The sequence below is a fragment of the Pseudomonas sp. JDS28PS106 genome, from assembly GCF_036706555.1.
Taxonomy (GTDB): Bacteria; Pseudomonadota; Gammaproteobacteria; order Pseudomonadales; family Pseudomonadaceae; genus Aquipseudomonas.
In genome coordinates this window covers 391,977-416,480 of sequence record NZ_JBAJGT010000004.1, presented here as the reverse complement: position 1 = coordinate 416,480, position 24,504 = coordinate 391,977, and the positions used below count along the sequence as shown (strand labels likewise).

At 61.5% G+C, this 24,504-nt stretch carries 21 protein-coding genes; 10 read left to right on the top strand and 11 right to left on the bottom strand.

Annotation, left to right across the window (positions count from 1 at the left end):
* Nucleotides 1–6: 6 nt before the first annotated feature.
* Nucleotides 7–606, bottom strand: coding sequence for an aminodeoxychorismate/anthranilate synthase component II (locus TRP66_RS09215; RefSeq protein WP_333401311.1), 600 nt, complete (start codon nt 604–606; stop codon nt 7–9).
* A 491-nt stretch (nt 607–1,097) separates the two neighbouring features.
* On the opposite strand from TRP66_RS09215, the gene estP reads away from it, so the two are divergent.
* Complete coding sequence (estP, locus tag TRP66_RS09210) at nt 1,098–3,035, top strand: esterase EstP (protein ID WP_333401310.1); 1,938 nt, start codon at nt 1,098–1,100, stop codon at nt 3,033–3,035.
* A 94-nt stretch (nt 3,036–3,129) separates the two neighbouring features.
* On the opposite strand, the gene trpE is transcribed toward estP, so the two are convergent.
* The 7 genes from trpE to TRP66_RS09175 all read right to left on the bottom strand — a co-directional run bounded on the left by trpE (nt 3,130) and on the right by TRP66_RS09175 (nt 10,812).
* Nucleotides 3,130–4,602, bottom strand: a complete 1,473-nt coding sequence (trpE, locus tag TRP66_RS09205; RefSeq protein ID WP_333401309.1) for an anthranilate synthase component I — start codon at nt 4,600–4,602, stop codon at nt 3,130–3,132.
* Between the two features lie 69 nt (nt 4,603–4,671).
* Nucleotides 4,672–5,490 (bottom strand): phosphoglycolate phosphatase, encoded by an 819-nt coding sequence (locus TRP66_RS09200; protein WP_333401308.1) that lies wholly within the window; start codon nt 5,488–5,490, stop codon nt 4,672–4,674.
* Entirely contained in the window at nt 5,487–6,161 is a 675-nt protein-coding gene (gene rpe, locus TRP66_RS09195) for a ribulose-phosphate 3-epimerase (RefSeq protein WP_333401307.1), read from the bottom strand. The genes TRP66_RS09200 and rpe overlap by 4 nt, the downstream gene beginning before the upstream one ends.
* A gap of 281 nt (nt 6,162–6,442) precedes the next feature.
* Entirely contained in the window at nt 6,443–7,273 is an 831-nt protein-coding gene (locus TRP66_RS09190) for an ABC transporter permease (RefSeq protein WP_333401306.1), read from the bottom strand.
* A gap of 11 nt (nt 7,274–7,284) precedes the next feature.
* Nucleotides 7,285–8,532, bottom strand: a complete 1,248-nt coding sequence (locus tag TRP66_RS09185) for an ABC transporter permease (protein ID WP_333401305.1) — start codon at nt 8,530–8,532, stop codon at nt 7,285–7,287.
* Nucleotides 8,533–8,607: 75 nt separating this feature from the next.
* Nucleotides 8,608–9,639 carry a polyamine ABC transporter substrate-binding protein gene (locus TRP66_RS09180; protein WP_333401304.1) on the bottom strand — a complete coding sequence of 344 codons (1,032 nt, stop codon included), beginning with the start codon at nt 9,637–9,639 and terminating at the stop codon, nt 8,608–8,610.
* 48 nt (nt 9,640–9,687) lie between these two features.
* Entirely contained in the window at nt 9,688–10,812 is a 1,125-nt protein-coding gene (locus tag TRP66_RS09175; protein WP_333401303.1) for an ABC transporter ATP-binding protein, read from the bottom strand.
* A 246-nt stretch (nt 10,813–11,058) separates the two neighbouring features.
* Between TRP66_RS09175 and TRP66_RS09170 the strand changes: the two genes are divergently transcribed.
* The gene (locus tag TRP66_RS09170; RefSeq protein ID WP_333401302.1) at nt 11,059–12,024 is read left to right on the top strand and encodes an alpha/beta hydrolase family protein; all 966 of its coding nucleotides are present in this window, start codon (nt 11,059–11,061) and stop codon (nt 12,022–12,024) included.
* Between the two features lie 14 nt (nt 12,025–12,038).
* Here the strand turns inward: TRP66_RS09170 and TRP66_RS09165 are convergent, their stop codons facing one another.
* The 3 genes from TRP66_RS09165 to TRP66_RS09155 are packed head-to-tail and all read right to left on the bottom strand — an operon-like array spanning nt 12,039 to nt 14,496.
* Entirely contained in the window at nt 12,039–12,806 is a 768-nt protein-coding gene (locus TRP66_RS09165; protein WP_333401301.1) for a TerB family tellurite resistance protein, read from the bottom strand.
* Nucleotides 12,806–13,474 (bottom strand): N-acetylmuramate alpha-1-phosphate uridylyltransferase MurU, encoded by a 669-nt coding sequence (gene murU / locus TRP66_RS09160; protein ID WP_333401300.1) that lies wholly within the window; start codon nt 13,472–13,474, stop codon nt 12,806–12,808. The genes TRP66_RS09165 and murU overlap by 1 nt, the downstream gene beginning before the upstream one ends.
* Nucleotides 13,471–14,496 (bottom strand): aminoglycoside phosphotransferase family protein, encoded by a 1,026-nt coding sequence (locus TRP66_RS09155; protein ID WP_333401299.1) that lies wholly within the window; start codon nt 14,494–14,496, stop codon nt 13,471–13,473. Before TRP66_RS09155 ends, murU begins: the two co-directional genes overlap by 4 nt.
* A gap of 129 nt (nt 14,497–14,625) precedes the next feature.
* Here TRP66_RS09155 and TRP66_RS09150 point away from each other — a divergent pair, with 129 nt between their 5' ends.
* The 8 genes from TRP66_RS09150 (at nt 14,626) to TRP66_RS09115 (ending at nt 24,442) form a co-directional block, all read left to right on the top strand.
* The gene (locus TRP66_RS09150; RefSeq protein WP_333401298.1) at nt 14,626–17,427 is read left to right on the top strand and encodes an LPS-assembly protein LptD; all 2,802 of its coding nucleotides are present in this window, start codon (nt 14,626–14,628) and stop codon (nt 17,425–17,427) included.
* Entirely contained in the window at nt 17,408–18,730 is a 1,323-nt protein-coding gene (locus TRP66_RS09145; RefSeq protein WP_333401297.1) for a peptidylprolyl isomerase, read from the top strand. Before TRP66_RS09150 ends, TRP66_RS09145 begins: the two co-directional genes overlap by 20 nt.
* Nucleotides 18,727–19,716 (top strand): 4-hydroxythreonine-4-phosphate dehydrogenase PdxA, encoded by a 990-nt coding sequence (gene pdxA, locus TRP66_RS09140; RefSeq protein ID WP_333401296.1) that lies wholly within the window; start codon nt 18,727–18,729, stop codon nt 19,714–19,716. Before TRP66_RS09145 ends, pdxA begins: the two co-directional genes overlap by 4 nt.
* On the top strand, nt 19,713–20,519 hold the full coding sequence (rsmA, locus tag TRP66_RS09135) for a 16S rRNA (adenine(1518)-N(6)/adenine(1519)-N(6))-dimethyltransferase RsmA (protein ID WP_333401295.1): 807 nt from the start codon (nt 19,713–19,715) through the stop codon (nt 20,517–20,519). Before pdxA ends, rsmA begins: the two co-directional genes overlap by 4 nt.
* 117 nt (nt 20,520–20,636) lie before the next feature.
* The gene (gene apaG / locus TRP66_RS09130) at nt 20,637–21,017 is read left to right on the top strand and encodes a Co2+/Mg2+ efflux protein ApaG (protein WP_333401294.1); all 381 of its coding nucleotides are present in this window, start codon (nt 20,637–20,639) and stop codon (nt 21,015–21,017) included.
* Complete coding sequence (locus TRP66_RS09125) at nt 21,017–21,889, top strand: symmetrical bis(5'-nucleosyl)-tetraphosphatase (RefSeq protein ID WP_333401293.1); 873 nt, start codon at nt 21,017–21,019, stop codon at nt 21,887–21,889. Before apaG ends, TRP66_RS09125 begins: the two co-directional genes overlap by 1 nt.
* A 21-nt stretch (nt 21,890–21,910) precedes the next feature.
* Entirely contained in the window at nt 21,911–22,231 is a 321-nt protein-coding gene (glpE, locus tag TRP66_RS09120; RefSeq protein WP_333401292.1) for a thiosulfate sulfurtransferase GlpE, read from the top strand.
* Nucleotides 22,232–22,519: 288 nt separating this feature from the next.
* Entirely contained in the window at nt 22,520–24,442 is a 1,923-nt protein-coding gene (locus TRP66_RS09115; protein WP_333401291.1) for a PrkA family serine protein kinase, read from the top strand.
* The last annotated feature ends 62 nt before the right edge of the window (nt 24,443–24,504 follow it).

The following is a 24,504-nucleotide window of genomic DNA, read 5'->3' as shown; positions in this document are numbered from 1 at the left end:
AAGTCCTTAACCCTGACGACTGCCGCCGGTTTGCTTGAGGAAGTTGGCGAACAGCTCATGACCTTGTTCGGTCAGAATCGACTCGGGGTGAAATTGTACGCCCTCGATATTCAGGGTCTTGTGGCGCAGGCCCATGATTTCGTCTACCGAACCGTCTTCCAGCTCGGTCCAGGCGGTCACTTCCAGGCAGTCCGGCAAAGTGTCCCGCTTGACCACGAGCGAGTGATAGCGGGTCACGACCAGCGGATGATTCAGGCCTTCGAACACGCCGTGATCCTCATGGACCACGGGGCTGGTCTTGCCATGCATGACCTGTCGCGCGCGCACGACATCGCCACCGAACGCCTGGCCGATCGACTGATGGCCCAGGCAGACGCCGAGGATCGGCAGCTTGCCGGCAAAATGGGAAATGACGTCGAGCGAGACGCCCGCCTCGTTGGGCGTGCAGGGACCGGGGGACACGACGATCCGCTCCGGATTCAGGGCTTCGATTTCAGCGATGCTCAGCTCATCGTTGCGGATCACTTTTACGTCCGCGCCCAGCTCACCGAGATATTGCACGACGTTGTAAGTAAAGGAGTCGTAGTTGTCGATCATCAGCAGCATTTTGCTATCAACCTTTGGAATTCACTGACAGTCATTCACGCCTTCGGGGTTTGTTGTCCGCTCGCGCCCGGCGAAGTCTCGGCGCAGGGCCGGACCTGGGGTATCGCGGGTGGATCGAAGGCATACAGGGATCGGGCCGGCGGGGCCGGCAGGGAAATAGTCAGGCGCGCCAACGCCAGCGGGCGTGGGCCTTGATAACGCGCATCAAGAGTTTGCTGACAATCGTCACGGGAGGGTCTCGTTCGTACGTTTCGGCACAGTAGCGCACGCGGGCATGAGGTGCAATATGACAGCGCGCCCTCAGGCCCCGAGCTGACGATTATTCCAGCAGGCTGCGGATAACAGGCAACGGATAGCAGGCTGCGGGCGGCCGATTCGATGAGCGGCGCACCATTGGGCGGTTACTGCCCCCTGCTCCGGCTCAAGCGCTGGCGGGGATGAGCAGGCTTGCTACGGTTCCTTGAGAGAATAAAACGCCAAGGACCCCTCCCATGATTCATCGATCACTGCGAGTGCCGTTCGCGGCCTGCTTGCTGTCCCTGGCTTGCGCCAGCGTTCAGGCAGCGCCTTCCCCCTATTCAACCATGGTGGTATTCGGTGACAGTCTTTCGGACGCCGGGCAGTTCCCGGACGAAGACGGCCCACCGGGCGCGACCCTGCGCTTCACCAATCGCACAGGCCCCACCTACCGGGACGGCAGCGGCGAGATCGTCGGCCCCAATTCCTCCACCCTGCTCGGCCGGGCGCTCAATATCTCGCCCAATGACCTGAACGCGTCGACGTCGCCGGTCAACGCAGCATTGGGCCTGCCGGATGGCAACAACTGGGCGGTAGGCGGCGATCGCACCGATCAGATCTATGACGCGATCACGTCCGAATCCCGGGTGGAGACACCCGATACCAGTGGCTCGGGTGATGTGCTACGGACCCGGACCGGCTATCTGCCGGCCAACAACTTCCGCGCCGACCCGAACGCGCTCTACTACCTGACCGGCGGTGGCAACGACTTCCTCCAGGGCCGTGTCCTGAGCAGCGGCGACGCCGAAGACGCCGCTGACCAGCTCGCCGACAGTGTGCAGGTCTTGCAACAGGCGGGCGGTCGTTACTTCGCGATATGGATGCTGCCGGACATAGGCCAGACGCCCGCCCTGAACGACACGCCGCTGCAATCGATCACGTCGCGACTCAGCGAAGATTTCAATGACCGGTTGATCCGCCGCCTCGAAGGCATCGATGCGCAGATCATCCCCTTGAACATTCCCCTGCTGATCTCGGAAACCCTCGCCGACCCTGCCCGCTTCGGTTTCGCGGCGGATCAGGACCTGGTGGGAACCTGCTTCAGCGGCGACAACTGCGACGAGAACGAAACCTACGGTCTGAACAGCGCCACGCCAGACCCGAACCGCCTGTTCTTCAATGATCGCGTGCACCCCACCGCCGGCGGCCAGCGTCTGCTGGCCGACTACGCCTACTCATTGCTGTCAGCCCCGTGGGAAATAAGCCTGTTGCCGGAAATGGCCAATACCGCGCTGCGCGGTCATCAGGACGAATTGCGTAGCCAGTGGCTGAGCGACTGGGGCGACTGGCAGGGCGTCGGTCAATGGCGAACCATTCTGGCCGCCGGAGGGCAGCGAACTGACTTCGACGCTCAGGATTATTCCACCGATGCGGAAGGTCGCGGCTACAACGTGGCGCTGGGCGGCAGTTGGCGTTTCGCCGAGCACTGGCGGACCGGTCTGCTGGCTGGCGCGTATCGGCAGAATCTGGAAGCCGGCCCCAAGGACTCGGACTACAAGCTCAATGGTTATATCGGCACCGTTTTCCTGCAGTACCAGGCCAACCATTGGTGGGGCGATCTGTCGGCGTCCAGCGGCAAGCTGGATTATGAAAACGCGGAGCGCAAATTTGCCCTGGGCGGCGGCGAAGGCCAAGAGAAAGGCGACACCGATGGCGAGCTTTGGGCGGCCAGTGCGCGGCTCGGTTTCGACTTTGCCGGTGCCAGCAGTCGTTGGCATCTGTCGCCCTTCATCAGCGCCGACTATGCCCATATCGACGTCGATGGCTACGCCGAACAGGGCACCCGTTCCACCGCGCTCACCTACGGCGACCAGACCCGCAAATCCCGCCGCGCGGGCGTGGGTTTGCAGGGCAAGTTCCAGCTGACCTCATCGACCCAGGTGTTTGGTGAGTTCGCTCACGAGCGTGAATACGAAACCGATCAGCAGGCCGTGACGATGTCGCTCAACAGCGTGCCCAGTCTCGACTTCACGCTGCCGGGCTATACACCTCAGCGCAACCTGAACCGCGCCAGCCTGGGATTCAAACAGCAACTGACCCGCGACCTGAGTTTGCGAGCCAACTATAACTGGCGCAAGAACGACGACCTGACGCATCAGGGCGCGAGCGTGGCGTTGAGTCTGGATTTCTGAGACGGGATCGCCAGCAAGCTGGCTCCTACAGAAACCTGTGTAGGAGCCAGCTTGCTGGCGATAAACGATGACGCGGTGTCTGGGGGGAACGCGCTCAGCCCTGCTCCGCCAACGCCACCGCGCGGAACATGGCGCGGCGTTTGTTAAGGGTCTCTTCCCATTCCAGCTCAGGCACCGAATCGGCCACGATCCCGCCACCCGCTTGTACGTGCAGCTCGCCGTTCTTGATCACTGCGGTGCGGATCGCAATGGCGGTGTCCATGTTGCCGTTCCAGGCCAGATAACCCACCGCGCCACCGTAGACGCCGCGCTTGACCGGCTCCAGTTCGTCGATGATCTCCATGGCCCTGATCTTCGGCGCGCCGGACAAGGTGCCCGCCGGCAGGATCGCCCGCAATGCGTCCATTGCGCTGAGGCCTTGCTTGAGCTGTCCAGTCACGTTGGACACGATGTGCATGACGTTGGAATAGCGCTCGATGACCATCTTCTCGGTCAGCTTCACCGTGCCAATCTCGGAAACGCGGCCAGTGTCGTTACGGCCCAGGTCGATCAGCATCAGGTGCTCGGCGATTTCCTTGTCGTCGGACAGCAGGTCCTGCTCCAGCGCCATATCGGCTTCTTCGTTGGCGCCGCGCGGTCGTGTGCCGGCAATCGGACGCACCGTCACCAGATTGTCCTCGACCCGCACCAGCACTTCCGGCGAGCTGCCCACCACATGGAAGTCGCCAAAGTTGAAGAAGTACATGTAAGGCGTCGGGTTGAAGCAACGCAGCGCGCGGTACAGATCGATGGGCGCAGCCTTGAAATCGATGGACATGCGCTGCGAAGGCACGACCTGCATCACATCGCCCGCCAGGATGTACTGCTTGATGGTGTCGACGGCGGCCTGGTAATCGTCCTGCGTGAAGCTGGAACGAAACACCGGATCGGCGGCCGGAGGCCGGGTCAGGTCCAGACCGCGACGTGGGGTGATGGGCTGGCGCAGCTTGTCCATCAGGGCATCCAGTTGCGCGCGGCCGCTTTCGTAGGCGTCATCCTGGGCAGGATCGATGAGCACGATCGCATGCATCTTGCCCGCCAGATTGTCGAACACCACCACGGCGTCGGACACCATCAGCAGAATGTCCGGAACGCCCAGCGGATCAGGGTTCGGGCAGTTGGCCAGACGCTTCTCGACATAACGCACGCAGTCATAGCCGAAGTAGCCCACCAGGCCGCCGTTGAAGCGTGGCAGCCCGGCTACGGTCGGCACCTTGTAGCGCGCCTTGAACTGCTCCACGAAATCCAGCGGATCCTCGACATCATGGCTTTCGGTCTCGACGCCGTCCCGAGTAATGCTGACGTGATGACCGTGCACCCGCAGCACAGTGCGGCACGGCAGACCGATGATCGAGTAACGCCCCCACTTCTCGCCGCCCTGCACCGATTCGAGCAGGTAGGAATTGGCCTGATCGGCCAGCTTGAGGTAGATCGACAGCGGCGTATCGAAGTCGGCCAGGGTTTCATGGGCCAGGGGAATGCGGTTATAGCCGTCAGCGGCCAAACGCAGGAATTCTTCGCGATTCATCATGAGCCTCGTGGTGTGAGGGAAAACGGTCAGTCAGGCAAACGGTGCCGGCAAGCCGGCTTGAATGAGTCAGGCGCGCCAACGCCAGCGGGCAAGGGCCTTGATGACTTTCATCCAGAGTTTGCGAGTGACCACCACGATGGAATCTCTACGGGGGGAGTGTTCGATGTCGGGCAACAGTATCCCAGCGTCCTGCTCCAGGCAACCGGGAATCAGCTTGCGCAGATCATCGATGACCAGCGCCGGCGCTTCCTCCTCGATCGGACGACCGTGGTTATAGCCATAGCTGAGTGCCACGCAGGCCACCCCGGCGGCTTTCGACGCCTGCACGTCGGAGCGCGAGTCGCCGACGAACAACGACTGGGAAGCCGGGATGCCCGCCATTTTCATCACGAACAACAGCGCGGCGGGATCGGGTTTCTTCTGCGGCAGGGTGTCGCCACCGACGATCCAGCGGAAGAAGCGGCCCAGCTTCATCTCATCCAGCAGCGGCGCGACGAAGCGCTCCGGCTTGTTGGTGATCAGCGCCATTTCGACGCCCTTCTTCTGCAGCCATTTCAGGGTTTCCCGTACTCCGGGATAGACCACAGTGAACTCATGCTTCTCGGCATAGGCCTGCATGAACAGCTCAAGGCCCTGCTCGGCAAGCGCGTCGTCCACGCTGGCGTGCTCGATGGAACCGGCCAGGGCCCGGCGCACCAGCACCGGCGCGCCATTGCCGACCCATTGCCGCACGGCATCCAGTCCCGCTTTCGGGCGGCCGAGCTGAACGAGCATCTTGTCCACCGCCACGGCCAGATCCGGTACGGAATCGACGAGGGTTCCGTCCAGGTCGAACATGATCAGCCTGGGCAGAGTGCCTGGGAACAGCTGCTCGAAGCCGCTCATGCGCGGGCGGCAGCCAGTTCGCCGCGCATTTTCTCGATCACTTCGCGATAGTCCGGCGCATTGAAAATGGCGGAGCCGGCCACAAAGGTGTCCGCGCCGGCGGCGGCGATTTCACGGATGTTGTTGACGTTCACGCCGCCGTCGATCTCCAGGCGAATGTCGCGGCCGGAAGCGTCGATCAGCGCGCGGGCTTCACGCAGTTTGTTGAGGGTGCCGGGGATGAACTTCTGACCGCCGAAGCCGGGGTTGACGCTCATGAGCAGGATCATGTCGACCTTGTCCATGACGTATTCCAGCAGATTCAACGGCGTGGCCGGGTTGAACACCAGCCCGGACTTGCAACCCGCTTCGCGTATCAGCTGCAGGGAGCGGTCGATATGCTGGGTGGCTTCGGGGTGGAACGTGATATAGGTGGCGCCGGCCTCGACGAAATCACCGATGATGCGATCCACCGGGCTGACCATCAGGTGCACGTCGATCGGCGCGGTGACGCCGTACTTGCGTAGCGCACTGCACACCATCGGGCCGATGGTCAGGTTCGGGACGTAATGGTTATCCATGACGTCGAAGTGAACGAAGTCGGCGCCAGCGGCCAGGACATTGTCGACTTCCTCGCCCAGACGGGCGAAGTCAGCGGAAAGGATCGATGGGGCAATAACGAAGGGCTGCATGGCGCACCTGTCTGAGCGGAATCACGGTGGCGCGCATTGTACTCCAACCATCCGCCCCAGCGCGCTCCTGCGCGACCTGCACGATCTAGTTATTTGTAGGAGCCAGCTTGCTGGCGATGATCGATGACGCTATTCGTCTGAAAGAACGTGCCGTCAGATTTTGCTGCCGCCCTGCGGCAGATCGCGAGCAAGCTCGCTCCTACAACGAGCGTAATTCTTATGAGAGCGATCTCGTTCGCGATCTGCTGCACAGCAGCAAAAGCCGGCACTGCCATTGCGCATCAATGAGGCCCGGCCTGCGTTCTGAGCCTTTCGCTGCGCCCGCGCAACCATTCCAGCACCAGCAGCAATGCCACGGAAAACGCGATCAAGAGGGTCGCGGCCGCGGCAATGGTCGGGCTGAGGTTTTCCCGGATTCCGCTGAACATCTGGCGTGGCAGGGTCGCTTGTTCGGGTCCGGCGAGAAACAGGGTCACCACCACTTCATCGAACGAGGTGGCGAAGGCGAACAGCGCCCCGGAAATCACGCCTGGCGCGATCAGCGGCAAGGTCACCCGGCGGAACGCGGTGAGCGGTGATGCGCCCAGACTGGCCGCGGCGCGGACCAGATTCTGGTTGAACCCCTGAAGCGTGGCCGACACGGTGATGATCACGAAGGGCACGCCGAGCACCGCATGCACCAGAATCAGCGCGGTGTAGCTGTTGCCCAGCCCCAGCGGGGCGAAGAACAGATAGCTGGCGACCCCGATGATGACCACCGGCACCACCATCGGCGAAATGACCAGCGCCATCACCAGCGGCTTGCCAGGAAAATCGCCCCGGGTCAGCCCGATCGCCGCCAGGGTGCCGAAAACCATGGCAAGCACGGTCGCGGCCGGGGCGACGATCAGACTGTTGCGCAGGGCCCGCATCCATTCCGCCGAGGCGAAGAAGTTCTCGTACCACTGCAAGGAGAATCCCTGCATCGGGTACACCAGAAAGCTCGCCGAGTTGAACGACAGGGGAATGATCACCAGCACCGGCAGCACCAGAAACAGCAGCACCAGCGCACAGAAAATGCGCAGGACGTAGAACCACAGGCGCTCGACGGATGAAGCGTACGGCTTGGACATGGCGACGCTCCTCAACTCAGACGCATGCGGCTGGCACCCACCAGCCAGCTGTAAATCAGGTACAGGATCACGGTCGCCAGCAACAGCAGCCCGCCCAGCGCGGTCGCCATGCCCCAGTTGATGCTGGTGTTGGTATAGAACGCCACGAAGTAGCTGACCATCTGGTCGTTCGGACTGCCCAGCAGCGCCGGGGTGATGTAGTAGCCGATGGACAGAATGAACACCAGCAGGCACCCGGCGCCGATGCCGGCGTATGTCTGTGGAAAATAGACCCGCCAGAAGCTGGCGAAGGGATGACAGCCAAGCGAAACGGCGGCGCGCATGTAGCTGGGCGAAATGTTCTTCATCACGCTGTAGATCGGCAGGATCATGAACGGCAGCATGATGTGCACCATCGCGATATAGACGCCGACCCGGTTGAAGACCAGTTCCAGCGGTTTATCGATGATCCCCATCGCCAGCATCGCGCTGTTGATCAGACCACTCGATTGCAGCAGCACGATCCATGCGGCGACCCGCACCAGGATCGATGTCCAGAACGGCAGGAGGACCAGGATCATCAGCAGGTTGCTCTGACGTGCCGGCAGGCTCGCCAGCAGATACGCCAGCGGGTAGGCGAGCAGCAGACAGATGACGGTGATGACCAGCCCCATCCAGAACGTCCGGGCAAAGATGTCCAGGTAGATCGCCTGATCGGGCGTGGTTGCTACCCAGCTTCCCTGCTCGTCGATGCGACGATCGAGCGCGGCGAGCAGGTAGTAAGCGGTCGTGCCACTGGCGTTACGCCGGATGGCTTGCCAATACGCCAGCTCGCCCCAGCGCGCGTCCAGTGCAACCAAGGCATCTTTCCACGACGCGGGCTCGGTCTTGAAGGGCAACGCGCGAGCCGTTTTGCTCAACAGGCTGCGGTAACCGGGCAGCTCCATGTTCAAGCGCTTGGCGAGTTCGCCCTGGGTTGCATTGCGCCGGGTCTCCGCCAGCTCGACGCCGAAACTTTTGTAGATGGCTTCAGGCGGCAGCGCCGCGCCGTCCCAGTTGTGCAGCAGTTCGACCGTTTTCGGCAGCGCGGTCACGACCTCGGGGTTCTCGACGCTTTTGTAAAGCAGCGCGGCAATAGGCACCAAAAAAACCAGCAGCAGGAAAATCACCAGCGGCGCGATCAGACCCTGCGCCTTCCAGCGATTGACGCGCTCGGCCCGAGCCAGGCGCTGTTTGAGGCTGGGGCCGGAACCTTCGGTCGTGGACATCGTGGTAACCATGTTGAACTCCGCTGAAGCAATGAAGCAGCGCACCGTCTGCCGATGCGCTGCCGGACTTCATTCAACGCCAGGATTTCACTTGGCGGCCCAGGCGTTGAAGCGTTGTTCCAGCGACTCGCCGTTATCGGTCCAGAACGCCACGTCCATCTGCACTTGCTGGGCGATGTTCTCCGGCGTGGTCGGCATGTTCTGCAGGGTTTCCTGATCCAGCAGCTTCACGGCCTGGGTATTGGCCGGGCCGTAGGCGATGTTCTGCGAATAGGTCTTCTGTTGTTCGGGGCTCAGGGTGAAAGCGATGAATTTCTTCGCCGCCTCGGCGTTCTTCGAGCCTTTCGGGATTGCCCAGGCATCGAAGTCGTACACGCCGCCGGTCCAGACCACTTTCAGGTTGCTTTCTTTCTGCACCGCGGCGATGCGTCCGTTGTAGGCCGAGCTCATGACCACGTCACCCGAGGCCAGATATTGCGGCGGCTGGGCGCCGGCTTCCCACCACTGAATGCTCGGCTTGAGTTCGTCGAGCTTCTTGAACGCGCGATCCTGGCCTTCCTTGGTCGCCAGCACCTCGTAAACGTCCTTGGGCGCAACGCCGTCGGCCATCAGGGCGAACTCCAGCGTGTACTTGGCGCCTTTGCGCAAGCCGCGCTTGCCGGGAAATTTCTTCGTGTCCCAGAAATCCTGCCAGTTCGCGGGCGCGCTCTTGAGCTTGTCGGCGTTGTAGGCAAGCACCGTGGACCAGACGAAGAATCCTGCCCCGCACGGCGTGATTGCACCTTCCACATAATCAGATTCGCTGCCAAGCATCGACGGATCCAGTTCCTCGAACATGCCTTCGTCACAGCCGCGCGCCAGTTCGGGCGATTCGACCTCCACCAGATCCCAGGACACGCTCCGGGTATCGACCATGGTTTTGACCTTGGCCATTTCTCCGTTGTACTCGCCGGCGATGACCTTGCCGTTGCCCGCTTTTTCCCAGGGCGCATAGAAGGCCTTCTCTTGGGCGGCCTTGTTGGCCCCGCCGAAGGAAATGACCGTCAGGTCGGCCGCCATGACCTGCCCGGCGCAGATCACGCCCAATGCGATAGCGGTGAACTTCAGTGATGTCGGCATTTGTCCTTTCTCCCACGAGCAATGTTGGTCTGCGGTTGCGGTCGTTGATCAGCGCCCTGGCGGCAAGGGGTCGAGCGCGCGGACGTGCTCGACCTGCCAGCCAATGGGTACGACATCCCCGACGCTGAGCGCGGGATCGAGCTCGGCGATGGGTTGTTTGACAAAAAAATCGGACTTGCCGGCCACTTCCAGCCGGACACGGACGTGGTCACCCAGGTAGATGAACTCCGCCACTCGCCCGGAAAACCGATTGATGCAGCTGTCGCTGCGGCCATTGAGGCTGACCCGTTCCGGCCGGATCGACAGCGTGACCGGCGCGCCGGGTGAACCTGTGTTGATGGCCAGCGCGTGCACTTTTTCTCCCTGCTCCAGTTCCACGACACACCGCTCTCCCTCTTGACTGAGCAGGCGCCCGTTGAGGCGATTGTTCTCACCGATGAAGTTGGCGACAAAGGTGTTTTCCGGGCGTTCGTACAAGCTGCGGGGATCGGCGATCTGCTGGATCTGGCCTTCATGGAAGACCGCGACCCGGTCCGACATGGTCAAGGCTTCGCCCTGGTCGTGGGTCACGTAGACCACCGTGACCCCGAGGCGTCTGTGCAGATGCTTGATCTCCAGTTGCATGTGCTCGCGCAGCTGTTTGTCCAGCGCCCCGAGCGGCTCGTCCATCAGCACCAGCTGCGGTTCGAACACCAGCGCGCGCGCCAGGGCGACGCGCTGTTGCTGCCCGCCGGACAACTGGGTGGGATAACGATGGGCGAAGCTGTCGAGCTGGACCATGCCCAGCGCATGCTTGACCTTGGCGCCGATCTCGGACTTTCCCATGCCGCGTACCGACAACGGAAAGGCCAGGTTCTCGGCCACTGTCATGTGCGGAAACAGCGCGTAATTCTGAAACACCATGCCAATGTCACGCTTGTGCGGCGGCACGTTGTTGATCGCCCGTCCGTCCAGACGGATCTCCCCTGCCGTCGGCGCTTCGAAGCCGGCAAGCATCATCAGGCTGGTGGTCTTGCCGGAGCCCGAAGGACCGAGCAGCGTCAGGAACTCACCCTTGCGAATGTCCAGGTTCAGATCCTTGACGATCAGCGTTTCGCCGTCATAGCTCTTTTGCACGCCCCGGAAACTGACCAGAGCATTCTTCACCTCAGCGCTTGCGTCGAAGTCGCTCATCACCGGCACCTTTGCCATGTCTGCGTAGCTCTCAGACTAGATGAGCCTGAAGCACTCGCAAATCGGCATAAGCGGTGCGGCTCCGTCCCGCCTTTGCCTTCAAGAGTCGGACCGGGACGCCGATAGAAACGCAAAGCGGGCCGCGAGCCAGTTACATGTCTCTGCGAGTCAGGCCAGCCACGCATGCCTGACAAAAGCCCCCCAACCCTTTAGGCTGCCGGGACAGTTTCCGGCCTGGAATTTTCAATGCCATACACCAACCGCGCAGCGTTTTCCGCCTTGCTGCTGTCACTGTCGATTTCTTCACTGCCCGCCGTGGCGGCCGATCCGGCGCCAGCGCAGGATGCCCCGGCGCAGCAGGCGCCGGTCGAACGCGCGCCGCTTCTGACCCGCTCGCAGGAAGACGCCATTGCCCTTGAACGCCAACTGCCTCGCCAGGATTTGCAACAACTGCAAGCCGGCGACGAAAGCTTCCTGGCGCTGTGGAAACCGGCCAACACCGAAGATCCACAGGGCGCGGTGATCCTGATTCCAGGTGCCGGTGAATCCGCTGACGGACCAGACACCATCGGCCCGCTGCGGCGCAAGTTTCCGGATGCCGGCTGGTCGACCCTGAGCCTGTCGTTGCCTGATGTGCAGGACGAGGCGCTGATGCCCCGCGAGGCCGATCCGGCAGCGCAAGCCGGGCAGACCGACGCCAAGCCTGAAGCAGAAAAAGACGCGTCGGCGCCGCCTGAACCGGCCGCTGATGCCCAGGCCAGCGCCGAGGCAGCGAACGCGGCTACCGAGGAGCGCGCCAAGGCGCAAGCCGAGCGGCTATTCGCCCGTATCGACAGTGCTGTCGCCTTTGCGCAGCAAAACAAGGCGCGCAGCATTGTACTGCTGGGTCACAGCAGTGGCGCTTACTGGGCGGCGCGCTACCTCAGCGAGCGGCACCCGGCGGCGGTACAGAAGTTCGTCATGGTGGCCGCGAGGGAGCCGGTCGACACCCAGCCATCGCTGTTGGACATGATCCCGACCTTCAAGATGAAAACCGCGGATGTGGTCTACAAGAATCTGCTCCAGCGTGCGGCCACTGATCGCCTCCAAGCCAGCAAGCGCAACAAAGGCCCGGGCTTCACGCAGATCGGCCTGATCGATATCGCCGGCAACAGCGAAGCCGAGCAGGAACAGCTTTTCCGTCGGGTTCGCGGTTGGGTCGAAGCGCAGTGACACAGACGCAGTGGCTAGAACCCGCGTCTGGCCTTGATCACGCCGTAAGCCCGATGTAACTGGCTGGTTTTTTCGGTCGCCGCCCGCACCTGCACCGGGCTGGCGCCGGCCCCGGCGATCTTGTCGGGATGGTGGCGACTGAGCAGACGCCGGTAGGCACGCTTGATACTGGTCGGGTCCGAGTCGGCCTGCACGCCCAGCAACTTGAGCGCGCCAGCGTACTCGTCCGCGCCGCCGACGCTCCTGGGTCGCCGCCTCGGATCGTATTCGGCCGCAACGGCCTCGACGCGCACGTCGGTCCAGCCCAACCATGTGCCCCAGATGCCAATCAGGTCGCGCTCGTGCCGCGTCGCCTTGCCATCCGCCCACGCCATGCGCCAGCAGGCATGTATCAGGCTGTCTCCCAGGTCCGGCTGATTGCGCAGACTGCGCAGGTAACCACGCAGTCCGTCGACCCCGTCCTTGCCACGGTTGAACGCCAGAATCGCCCGGCGCTGGCCGGCTTCGTCCAGGTTCAGGCTGCGCATCTCCGCCCTGGCCTGCTCGATATGGCTGGCCACGACGCGCCCTCCGCTCTTGGCCAGTCGCCCCAGCAGCACGAACAGCAGTTCGTCGCCGTGAATGGCAGGGCGTCCGCCGAGCCGCTCCCGCAGATGCGCCCAGGTCTGCAATTGCAGACGACGATCGACCGCCTGCCCGAGCAGTACACCGAGCATCGCTCCGGGAATGTCCGCGATGGCATAGCCAACACCCGCGCCGAGCACCGTACCGGGCCACAGCATCAGCGCACCTCCGCCAGCGCGCGCTCGACTTCGGCCAGTCGTTCCAGGGTGCCGACGTCGATCCAGCGGCCGGCGTAATGCTCGCCGCTCACTTCGCCACGATTCATTGCGTCGCGCAGCAGGGGCGCGAGTTTGAACGCCCCCGCCGTACAGCCCGCGAACAGCCGGGGACTGAGCACGGCGATGCCGCTATAGGTCAAGCGCGAGCCGGAACCTGAATCGCGCACCTGATTGCCGTCGAGACAGAAATCCCCGCCCGGATGGTGGGCCGGGTTGTCGATCAGCACCAGATGCGCCAGGCCAGTCAAGGGTTTGCGCAACGCGGCCGGATCATAGTCAGTCCAGACGTCGCCGTTGACGATCACGAACGGCTCGTCGCCCAGCAAAGGCAGCGCGCGAAAGATTCCGCCCCCGGTTTCCAGTGGCTCGTTTTCCGGCGAATAGCGGATGTTCAGGCCGAAGCGCTGCCCCTCGCCGAGATGATCTTCGATCTGCTGCCCCAGCCAGGCGTGGTTGATCACCACCTCGTCGAAACCGGCCCGACGCAGCGCATTCAGGTGGTATTCGATCAGGGGCACACCGCCGGCGCGTACCAGCGGCTTGGGGGTGTGCAACGTCAACGGCCGCATCCGTTCGCCCTTGCCGGCGGCAAGAATCATCGCTTTCATGCGTGGGCCTCGGCCGGCGGCTGGAGACTGGTGAGCAGCTGACCCAGTTCCGCCAGTTCCGGACGGCGGGACAGCACGGCTTCTATATAGGCGAAGAAGCGTGGCACGTCGGCCAGGTAACGCGGTTTGCCGTCGCGATGACAGATGCGGCTGAAGATCCCGATCACTTTCAGATGGCGCTGCACACCCATCAGGTCGCTGGCGCGCTCGAAACTGGCGAAATCTTCCTGCACCGGGATGCCCAGGGCACGCGCCTTTTCCCAATATTGTTTCAGCCAACCGCTGACCCGCTCCTGCGGCCAGCTGAGGAACGAGTCCTTGAACAGGCACGTCACGTCGTAGGTCACCGGGCCGTAGACAGCATCCTGAAAGTCCAGCACACCGGGATTGGGTTCGCTGAGCATCAGGTTGCGTGGCATGTAGTCGCGGTGAACCAGCACCTGCGGCTGGGCCAGCGCGCTTTCGATCAGCATGTCGCTGACCCGCTGCCAGGCGGCGAGCTGTCCGGCATCCAGCTCGATCTGCAGATGGCGCTTCACATACCACTCGGGAAACAGCTCAAGTTCGCGCCGCAGCAAGGCGACGTCATAGCTGGGCAACGGAGTGTCCATCGGCAGTTGCTGGATGGCCAGCAAGGTATCGATGGCGTCCGCGAACAGGCGGTCGGCGTTCTCGGCATCGATCACATCCAGGTACGTACGGGTTCCCAGGTCGTTGAGCAGCAGGAAGCCTTGAGCCAGATCCTGCGCGTAGATCAGCGGGACATTGGCGCCGGACTTGCTCAATAAATGAGCGATATCCACGAATGGTTTGCAGTTTTCCTGGGGTGGCGGCGCATCCATGACAATAAAAGTGCGCCCGCCTCCTTCCCAGCGGAAGTAACGCCGGAAACTGGCATCGCTGCTGGCTCCGGTCAACGTGGCCGGGGGCACGGCGCCCCAATCCCGGTCCGCGAATAGCGCTGGCAGCTGCTCATCGAGCCAAAGCTTGAGGGATTGCAGGCGTATATCTTGATCTTGCATTACAAGGGTCTCCGACGGCGCTAGCCGTCAAGCGGGTCATGCTTTATTATCCGGAATCTTTTTCAGCCCATCGAGAGGCGTGCGGCCCCCCCGCGGGCAGATGGCGCGCAGGAAGCCCGGACTAATAAGATGGCATTGAAATCCCCCGCGTTTCGTAAAAAATTTCCGTTGCTTGTAACCGGCAGTCTGCTGGCATTGCAACCTCTAGCCACTCAGTTCGTGGTCGCGGCAGAACAGTATGACTGCTCGGTCTCTGCTGCGGGTGGCTGGAACTGTGCTCCCAAGGCCAACGCCGCCGCGGAGCTGCCTCCACGTCCCGTGCACAGCGCGACGTCGGTCAGCTCGAACGGCACCGTGGTTTCGGAGACTGTCGAGGCCGGCGAGTCCGTCCCCACGACCCAACTCGTGACCGAGGCCAAAGGCAAAGGCCTGAAGTCGCGTAGCCCTGACTACAGTCACCTCGACTGGGTGCCTCGTGAAAAGCTCACGCCCGCGCAACTGGCCGAAACCGGTCCGTATTGCTCCGGCGCCTACGTCGAGCCGATCCGCCCGGGCATGGATGACAAGACCCCCATGAACGAAGCGCCGCTGTTTGTCGGCGCCAAGGCCTCGCGCTACGAGCAGGAAGCCCAGGTGGCGACCCTGGCCGGCGATGTCGTGCTTCGTCAGGGCAGCATGCAGGTTCAGGCTCAGGAAGCCGCCCTGCACCAGGCCGAAAACCGTGGCGAGCTGAACGGCGACGTCCGTCTGCGCGACAACGGCGCGCTGATCGTCGGCGACAAGGCCGAACTGCAGCTCGACACCGGTGAGGCCCGTGTGGACAACGCCGAATACGTCCTGCACAAGTCGAACATCCGCGGTAACGCGCTGTACGCCAAGCGTGCGGAGAACGCGATCATCCGTCTCAAGGACGGTACCTATACCTCCTGCGAACCGGGCAGCAACGCCTGGACGCTGAAAGGCAACAACATCACGCTGAACCCGGCCACGGGTTTCGGCACCGCGACCAACGTCACGCTGCGGGTCAAGGATGTACCGGTGTTCTACACCCCGTACATCTACTTCCCGATCGACGACCGTCGTCAGTCCGGTTTCCTGCCGCCGACCATCGCCAGCGACAGCGACAACGGCTTCACACTGGTCACGCCTTACTACTTCAACCTGGCGCCCAACTACGACGCCACCTTGTACCCGCGCTACATGACCAAGCGTGGCCTGCTGATGGAAGGCGAGTTCCGCTACCTGACCAAGAGCAGCGAAGGCCAGGTTGGCGGCGCCTATCTCAATGACGAGAATGACGACCGCAAACTGCAGTCCGATTACGAAAAGACCCGCTGGATGCTCAACTGGCAGCACAAGGGTGGCCTGGATTCGCGCTGGTTGACCGAGGTCGACTACACCGACATCAGCGATCCTTACTACTTCCAGGATCTGGACACTGACCAGATCGGCGTGACCAGTACTGACTTCGTCAACCAGCAAGGCGCGCTGACCTATCGCGGCGAGGGCTACACCGCACGGCTTAACGCCCAGCAGTACAAACTGGCGACCGTCAGCTACATCACGCCTTACAACCGCATGCCACAGCTGACGCTGGACGGCAGGTTGCCGTTCAAGCCTGGCGGTTTGCAGTTCGACTATCAGACCGAATTGGTGCGTTTCGAGCGCGATCTGCGCAATGGCCGCTATCTCAATGAAGATGGCGGCCCGTTCAATGCGGACGGGACCGTCGGGGAGCCTAGACTCGACAACAACGTCACCGGTCTTGCTCGCGCCAACGGCAACCGCCTGAATCTGGCACCGGCCGTCAGCCTGCCAATGAACTGGACCTACGGTTTCCTCAAGCCGCAGCTGAAATACGTCTACACGCAATACGATCTGGATCTGGACAGCCAGGGCAAGACCAGCTTGCAAAGCGGCGAGAAGTATCGCAGCAGCCAGAGCCGCAGCGTGCCGATCTTCAGCGTCGACAGCGGCCTGTACTTCGACCGTGATACACAATGGTTCGGCAAAGACTACCGCCAGACCCTGGAACCGCGCCTGTTCTATCTCTATGTCCCAGAGAAGGATCAGAGTGACATTCCGGTATTCGACACCGGCGAAACCACCTTCAACTACGCTTCGCTGTTCCGCGATAACCGGTTCTCCGGCAACGACCGTATTGGCGACGAGAACAAACTGTCGCTGGGCATTACCAACCGCTGGATCGAAGATAACGGTTTCGAACGCCAGCGCTTCAGCATCGGACAGGCTTTCTATTTCGCCGACCGTAAAGTCCAGTTGCCGGGCATTGTTTTCGCTGATCGTGACGATGCCCAGGCCAACGTGTCGCCATACGCGCTGGAATACGAATATCGCTATAACCGCGACTGGCGATTCACGTCCGACTTCAACTGGGATCCGGACAGCCGCAGCACCCGTTCGGGAAGCGCGATGTTCCACTACCAGCCAGCGGACAATCCGGGCAAGATCATCAACGCCGGTTATCGCTATCGCAACGACCAGGTTCGTTACGATCAGACCACTGGGAAATGGACAGTGGGCGGCGGCGACTACGGTACGCCGGGCACTCCGGGTTATGTGAAGGATTACTACAAGATCCAGCAGCATGACTTCTCGGTCATCTGGCCGATTATTCCACAATGGAGCCTGATCAGCCGCTGGCAGTATGACTACAACCGCGACCGTACTCTTGAAGCCTTCGGTGGTTTCGAATACGACAACTGCTGCTGGAAACTGCGTCTGATCAACCGTTACTGGGTCGACTACGACGAGTACAGCCAGGAAGCGCCTCAGAATGAAAAAGGCGACCGCGGCATATTCCTACAAATCGTGTTGAAGGGACTGGGCGGCGTGACCGGCGCCAAAGTTGAAAGCTTCCTCGACCAAGGCATCCAAGGTTATCGTGAACGTGAAGACCAAGCTTTCTGATTGTCTGCGCCCGCTGATGCTGGGCGCGTTACTCCTGAGCGGCGCCGCGCATGCGGCGGTGCAGCCTCTGGACAGCGTAGTGGCCATCGTCGACAACGACGTGATCATGAAAAGCCAGATGGACCAGCGTGTTCATGAGGTTCAACAGACCATCGCCAAGCGCGGCGGCGGCACTCCGCCCGCCGAAGCGTTGCAGTCGCAGGTTCTGGATCGTCTGATCCTGGAAAATCTGCAACTGCAGATCGGCGAGCGCTCCGGCATTCGTATCACCGACGAGGAACTGAACCAGGCCGTCGCTACCATTGCCCAGCGCAATAACATGAGCCTCGAACAGTTCCGTGCCGCGCTGGCCCATGACGGTGTGTCGTATAACGATGCTCGTGAGCAGGTCCGTCGCGAGATGGTCATCAGCCGCGTGCGCCAGCGCCGGGTGGCCGAGCGCATTCAGGTTTCGGAACAGGAAGTGAAGAACTTCCTGGCCTCTGACCTGGGCAAGGCTCAGCTTTCGGAAGAGTTTCACCTGGCCAATATTTTGATCCCGACCCCGGACAGCGCTTCCTCGGACGCCATCCAGGCAGCGGCTAGACAGGCTCAGGACATCTACAACCAGCTGAAGAAAGGCGCGGATTTCGCCCAGATGGCCATCGCGAAATCGGCAAGCGAAAGCGCGCTGGAAGGCGGCGACATGGGCTGGCGCAAGGCGGCTCAGCTGCCTCCTGCTTTCGGGGAAATGCTGAGTTCGATGCCGGTCGGCGACGTCACGCCTCCTGCTCGCACGCCCGGCGGCTTCATCATCCTCAAGCTGCTGGAAAAGCGCGGCGGTCAGGGTCAGGCGCAAATGCGTGACGAAGTGCACGTTCGCCATATCCTGATCAAACCGAGCGAAATCCGTAGCGAAGAAGAAACCCGTCGTCTGGCGCAGAAGATTTACGAGCGCATCGAGAACGGCGATGACTTCAGCGAGCTGGCAAAGAGCTTCTCGGAAGATCCGGGCTCGGCGCTGAATGGTGGTGACCTGAACTGGGTCGATCCTAATTCGCTGGTGCCCGAGTTCCGCGAAGTCATGAACGAAACCCCGCAGGGTGTGCTGTCCAAGCCGTTCAAGACCGCTTACGGCTGGCATGTGCTGGAAGTTCTGGGCCGTCGCGCCACAGACGCCACCAGTCAGGCTCGCGATCAGCAGGCCCTCAACGTATTGCGTAACCGCAAATACGACGAAGAGCTGCAGACCTGGTTGCGTCAGATCCGTGACGAAGCCTACGTGGAAATCAAGCTTCCTGGCGCAGCCCAGGCCGCTCAGTGAAGCCCAGACGTTTCGCAGTAACACCCGGCGAGCCTGCCGGCATCGGTCCCGACCTTTGCCTGCTGCTCGCCAGTCACGCCCAGCCCCACCCCCTGATTGCCATTACCAGTCGTGACCTGCTCGTGGAGCGGGCCGCGCAACTGGGCGTGGCCGTCAGCCTGTTGGCGGTGACGCCGGATGCATTTCCCGATGTTCCGGCGCCTGCCGGCAGTCTTTATGTCTGGGATACGCCGCTGGCGACACCGGTCGTGACCGGCCGGCTGGACGAGGCCAACGCGGCGTTCGTCCTGGAGACGCTCACCCGTGCGGCCCAAGGCTGCGTGAATGGCGACTTCACCGCGATGATCACCGCCCCGGTCCACAAGGGCGTGATCAATGAGGGTGGCATCGCGTTTTCCGGGCATACCGAATTTCTCGCCGAGCTGACGCATACCGAGCAGGTGGTGATGATGCTGGCGACCGGTGATCTGCGCGTCGCGCTGGTCACCACTCACCTGCCCTTGCGTGAAGTGGCCGATGCCATTACCCCGGATCGCCTGGAACGCGTGACGCGGATTCTGCATGCCGATCTGGTCAACAAATTCGGCATCGCTCGCCCGCGCATTCTGGTCTGCGGCCTCAACCCTCACGCCGGCGAAAGCGGACACCTGGGCCGCGAAGAAATCGACATTATCGAACCTACCCTGGAGCGCCTGCGTGGCGAAGGCCTGGACCTGCGCGGTCCCCTGCCCGCTGACACTCTTTTTACCCCCAAATATCTGGAGCACTGCGATGCAGTGCTGGCGATGTACCACGACCAGGGATTGCCGGTGCTCAAGTACAAAGGCTTCGGCGCGGCCGTCAACGTGACGCTCGGCCTGCCGATCATCCGGACGTCCGTGGATCACGGCACCGCGCTGGATCTGGCCGGTACTGGCAACGTCGACACCGGCAGCCTGCGCGTCGCGCTGCAAACCGCCTACCAGATGGCAGAGACACATCCATGACCGAGCAATACCAGCACCGGGCGCGCAAGCGCTTCGGGCAGAACTTCCTGCATGACGCGGGCATCATCGACAAGATCCTGCGCGCGATCCGCGCCAGACCCGAAGACCGCATGCTGGAAATCGGACCGGGCCAAGGCGCCCTGACCGAGGGCCTGCTCGACAGCGGCGCGCGGCTCGACGTCGTGGAGCTGGACAAGGACCTCGTACCGATCCTGAACAGCCAGTTCGCCGGCAGACCCAATTTCAACCTGCACCAGGGCGATGCGCTGAAGTTCGACTTCAATACCCTGGGCGCCGAGCCGAATACGCTTCGCGTGGTCGGCAACCTGCCTTACAACATCTCTACGCCGCTGATCTTTCACCTGCTGCAGAACGCCAGCCTGATTCGCGACATGCACTTCATGCTGCAAAAGGAAGTCGTGGAGCGCCTGGCCGCGGGCCCGGGCGGTGGCGACTGGGGTCGCTTGTCGATCATGGTTCAGTACCACTGCCGCGTCGAGCATCTGTTCAACGTCGGCCCGGGCGCTTTCAACCCGCCGCCGAAGGTGGATTCGGCCATTGTCCGGCTGGTGCCCCATGAAACCCTGCCGCATCCGGCCAAGGATCATCGGGTGCTGGAGCGCATCGTTCGCGAAGCCTTCAACCAGCGTCGCAAGACCCTGCGCAATACACTGAAACTGCTGCTCAGCGCCGACGAAATCGAGGCCGCTGGTGTCGACGGCAGCCTGCGTCCGGAACAACTGGACCTGGCGGCGTTCGTACGTCTGGCGGACCAGCTGAGCGACAAGAACGCCGCAGCGTAAAACAGCTGGCGAGAGTCGGCGGCGCGATGCAATTGGTCAACCTCCGCCGACTTGTCCTAGACTCAACCTTCAAGGCGTACTCAAGACGTTTCGCTAAAGCTTTTCAAGGCCCAGTGCATGTCCGATTCCCGTTACCAGGTCGACGTCAGCGTCGTCACCCGCTTTCTCGCAGAGCAATCGCAGCCCGAGCAGAACCGCTTCGCTTTCGCTTACACCATCACCGTGCACAACAATGGCGAGCTTCCAGCCAAGCTGATGTCACGTCACTGGATCATCACCGACGGTGACGGGCATGTCGAAGAAGTGCGTGGCGAAGGCGTGGTCGGCCAGCAGCCGCTGATTCAGGCGGGGCAGAGCCATACCTACAGCAGCGGAACCGTGATGACCACCAAGGTGGGCAACATGCAGGGCACCTATCAGATGCTCGCTGACGACGGTAAACGCTTCGACGCCGTCATCGCACCGTTCCGCCTTGCCGTACCGGGCGCTCTCCACTGATGGCGGAGTATGCAGTCGGCGACCTGCAAGGTTGTCTGGAGCCTCTCAAGTGTCTGCTTGCCCACGTCGATTTCGACCCTGCCCGTGACCGGCTGTGGCTTGTGGGTGACCTGGTCAACCGCGGCCCGCAATCGCTGGAAACCTTGCGTTACCTTTATGGCATCCGTGAAGCGGTGACCTGTGTGCTGGGCAACCACGACCTGCACCTGCTCGCTGCGTCGCGCAGGATCGACCGCCTGAAAAAGGCCGACACCCTGACCGAAATCCTTGAAGCGCCGGACCGGGATGTGTTGCTCGACTGGGTACGTCGACAGAAACTGATGCACTACGACGCTCAGCGCAATATCGCCATGGTGCATGCTGGCATCCCTCCGCAGTGGACTCTGAAGAAAGCTCTGAGGCATGCGCAGGAAGTCGAGGAAGTATTGCGCGACGACGCGCTGATCGAACCCTTCCTCAACGACATGTACGGCAACGAGCCTGCCAAGTGGAGCGGCGATCTGCGCGGGGTTGCGCGGCTGCGGGTCATCACCAACTATTTCACTCGCATGCGCTTCTGCAATCGCGACGGCAAGCTCGACCTCAAGGCCAAGGAAGGGCTGGACACTGCTCCACCCGGCTATGCGCCCTGGTTCAGCCACAAGCATCGCAAGACGCGATCGGTGAAGATCGTGTTCGGGCATTGGGCCGCGCTGGAAGGCCGCTGCGACGAACCGGGCGTCTATGCACTGGACAGCGGCTGCGTCTGGGGAGGCGCGATGACCCTGCTCAATCTCGACACCCTCGAACGTCTTCGCTGCGACTGCAACACCGAAGGCAATCCCTCCACGCGCTCCGTAACCGCTTCCACGGTTGCCCCGGTCGCGCGCTAAACCCATTCTGGAGTTTCTTCGATGAGCGAATTCAAACGCATCCCGCCGCAACAGGCCCACGCCTTGCGCGAACAGGGCGCTGTGCTGGTCGATGTCCGCGACCCGCAGACGTTCGAAAACGGTCACATTCCTGACTCTTTGCATCTGGATAATCAGTCGGTGGCTGGCTTCATCGCCAATGCCGATCTGGACAAGCCTCTGGTCGTCGTCTGCTACCACGGCAATTCCAGCCAGGGCGCCGCTGCCTACCTCGCCGGCCAGGGGTTCTCGGAGGTGTACAGCATGGACGGCGGCTTCGAGCTCTGGCGTACGACCTATCCCGGCGAAATCGCGCAAGGCTGATCCGAAAAAATATTTATGCCGGCCGATCCCGCGTGTTATGCGGGCTCGCGCCTCACGTGACAGACGGTCAAGGTCACTTCTCGCGCATCCTGCCTTTATCTTTCAGAAACCGAACTATCCTTAGCCACAGGCCATCCGTAATCAGGGGAGAGCCGGTACACCGGCGCGTGGGTCATCGGTAGTTACCTTTATGGTGTTCTGGGGGGTAAATAGCATCTGGATACTCAGCTGCTGCCAGCATCGACTGACGATCCGCCGCCGGCTCTACGTATCGAGCGAGGTGACGTCATGAGTATTTTTAGCCACTTCCAACAACGCTTCGAAACTACAAGACAAGAAGAGCTCTCCTTGCAGGAGTATCTTGAGCTCTGCAAACAGGATCGCAGTGCGTACGCCTCCGCCGCGGAACGTCTTCTGCTGGCGATAGGCGAGCCGGAACTCGTGGACACGTCCACCAACTCCCGGCTGTCGCGGATTTTCTCCAACAAGGTGATACGTCGCTATCCGGCCTTTGCGGACTTCCACGGCATGGAAGAATGCATCGACCAGATCGTTTCGTATTTCCGGCACGCGGCACAGGGTCTGGAGGAGAAGAAACAGATTCTTTATCTGCTCGGTCCGGTGGGCGGGGGCAAGTCGTCCCTGGCTGAAAAACTCAAGCAACTGATCGAAAAGGTGCCGTTCTACGCCATCAAGGGCTCGCCGGTATTCGAATCTCCGCTGGGGCTGTTCAACGCCAGCGAAGACGGTGCGATTCTCGAAGAAGACTTTGGCATTCCCCGGCGCTACCTGAATACCATCATGTCGCCCTGGGCCACCAAGCGTCTTGCCGAATTCGGCGGCGACATCAGCCAGTTCAAGGTAGTGAAGCTGTATCCCTCGATCCTCAACCAGATCGCGGTCGCCAAGACCGAGCCGGGAGATGAAAACAACCAGGATATTTCCGCGCTTGTAGGCAAGGTCGATATCCGCAAGCTCGAAGAGTACCCGCAGAACGACGCCGACGCCTACAGCTATTCGGGCGCGCTGTGCCGGGCCAACCAGGGCCTGATGGAATTCGTCGAGATGTTCAAGGCGCCCATCAAGGTGCTTCACCCATTGCTGACCGCGACCCAGGAAGGCAACTACAACAGTACCGAAGGGCTGGGCGCCATTCCCTTTACCGGGATTCTGCTGGCGCACTCCAACGAATCGGAATGGCATAGCTTCCGCAACAACAAGAACAACGAAGCCTTCATCGACCGTATCTATATCGTGAAGGTGCCGTACTGCCTGCGGGTCAGCGACGAGATCAAGATCTACGACAAACTGTTGTTCAACAGCTCGTTGGCCAAGGCGCACTGCGCGCCCGACACGCTCAAGATGCTGGCCCAGTTCACCACGCTGTCACGTCTCAAGGAGCCCGAAAACTCGAACATCTATTCCAAGATGCGTGTGTATGACGGGGAAAACCTCAAGGACACCGATCCCAAGGCAAAATCGATCCAGGAGTACCGCGACAGCGCTGGCGTCGACGAGGGTATGAACGGGCTGTCCACGCGGTTTGCGTTCAAGATCCTGTCCAAGGTATTCAACTTCGATCCCCATGAAATTGCCGCCAACCCGGTGCACCTGCTGTATGTACTGGAGCAGCAGATCGAACAGGAGCAGTTCCCGGCGGAAACCCGCGAGCGCTATCTGCGCTTCATCAAGGAATACCTGGCGCCACGCTATATCGAGTTCATCGGCAAGGAAATCCAGACTGCGTACCTGGAATCCTACAGCGAGTACGGGCAGAACATCTTCGACCGCTATGTGCTGTATGCGGACTTCTGGATTCAGGATCAGGAATATCGCGATCCGGAAACCGGCGAGATTCTCAACCGTGTCGCCTTGAACGAAGAGCTGGAAAAGATCGAGAAGCCGGCGGGCATCAGCAATCCCAAGGATTTCCGCAACGAGATCGTCAACTTCGTGCTGCGGGCCCGCGCCAACAATAACGGCAAGAATCCGACCTGGCTCAGCTACGAAAAACTGCGGGTGGTGATCGAGAAGAAAATGTTCTCCAACACCGAAGACCTGTTGCCGGTCATCAGCTTCAACGCCAAAGCCAGTAAAGAGGATCAGCAGAAACATAACGACTTCGTCACTCGAATGGTCGAACGGGGCTACACCGACAAGCAGGTACGTCTACTCTCCGAGTGGTATCTGCGCGTACGCAAGTCGCAGTAATGCAGCGGTAAGCTACAAGCTTCAGGCCACAAGCCCGACCGGTCAGCTCCCTTGTGCCGACC

Coding starts and splice junctions, on each gene's coding strand:
- TRP66_RS09170 (WP_333401302.1), top strand. CDS start 11,059: ATGCCATACACCAACCGCGCAGCGTTTTCCGCCTTGCTGCTGTCACTG.
- apaG (WP_333401294.1), top strand. CDS start 20,637: ATGTCCGATTCCCGTTACCAGGTCGACGTCAGCGTCGTCACCCGCTTT.
- trpE (WP_333401309.1), bottom strand. CDS start 4,602: ATGAATCGCGAAGAATTCCTGCGTTTGGCCGCTGACGGCTATAACCGC.
- estP (WP_333401310.1), top strand. CDS start 1,098: ATGATTCATCGATCACTGCGAGTGCCGTTCGCGGCCTGCTTGCTGTCC.
- rsmA (WP_333401295.1), top strand. CDS start 19,713: ATGACCGAGCAATACCAGCACCGGGCGCGCAAGCGCTTCGGGCAGAAC.
- glpE (WP_333401292.1), top strand. CDS start 21,911: ATGAGCGAATTCAAACGCATCCCGCCGCAACAGGCCCACGCCTTGCGC.
- TRP66_RS09165 (WP_333401301.1), bottom strand. CDS start 12,806: ATGCTGTGGCCCGGTACGGTGCTCGGCGCGGGTGTTGGCTATGCCATC.
- rpe (WP_333401307.1), bottom strand. CDS start 6,161: ATGCAGCCCTTCGTTATTGCCCCATCGATCCTTTCCGCTGACTTCGCC.
- TRP66_RS09115 (WP_333401291.1), top strand. CDS start 22,520: ATGAGTATTTTTAGCCACTTCCAACAACGCTTCGAAACTACAAGACAA.
- TRP66_RS09215 (WP_333401311.1), bottom strand. CDS start 606: ATGCTGCTGATGATCGACAACTACGACTCCTTTACTTACAACGTCGTG.
- TRP66_RS09185 (WP_333401305.1), bottom strand. CDS start 8,532: ATGGTTACCACGATGTCCACGACCGAAGGTTCCGGCCCCAGCCTCAAA.
- TRP66_RS09200 (WP_333401308.1), bottom strand. CDS start 5,490: ATGAGCGGCTTCGAGCAGCTGTTCCCAGGCACTCTGCCCAGGCTGATC.
- TRP66_RS09155 (WP_333401299.1), bottom strand. CDS start 14,496: ATGCAAGATCAAGATATACGCCTGCAATCCCTCAAGCTTTGGCTCGAT.
- TRP66_RS09150 (WP_333401298.1), top strand. CDS start 14,626: ATGGCATTGAAATCCCCCGCGTTTCGTAAAAAATTTCCGTTGCTTGTA.
- TRP66_RS09190 (WP_333401306.1), bottom strand. CDS start 7,273: ATGTCCAAGCCGTACGCTTCATCCGTCGAGCGCCTGTGGTTCTACGTC.
- TRP66_RS09175 (WP_333401303.1), bottom strand. CDS start 10,812: ATGAGCGACTTCGACGCAAGCGCTGAGGTGAAGAATGCTCTGGTCAGT.
- TRP66_RS09125 (WP_333401293.1), top strand. CDS start 21,017: ATGGCGGAGTATGCAGTCGGCGACCTGCAAGGTTGTCTGGAGCCTCTC.
- TRP66_RS09180 (WP_333401304.1), bottom strand. CDS start 9,639: ATGCCGACATCACTGAAGTTCACCGCTATCGCATTGGGCGTGATCTGC.
- murU (WP_333401300.1), bottom strand. CDS start 13,474: ATGAAAGCGATGATTCTTGCCGCCGGCAAGGGCGAACGGATGCGGCCG.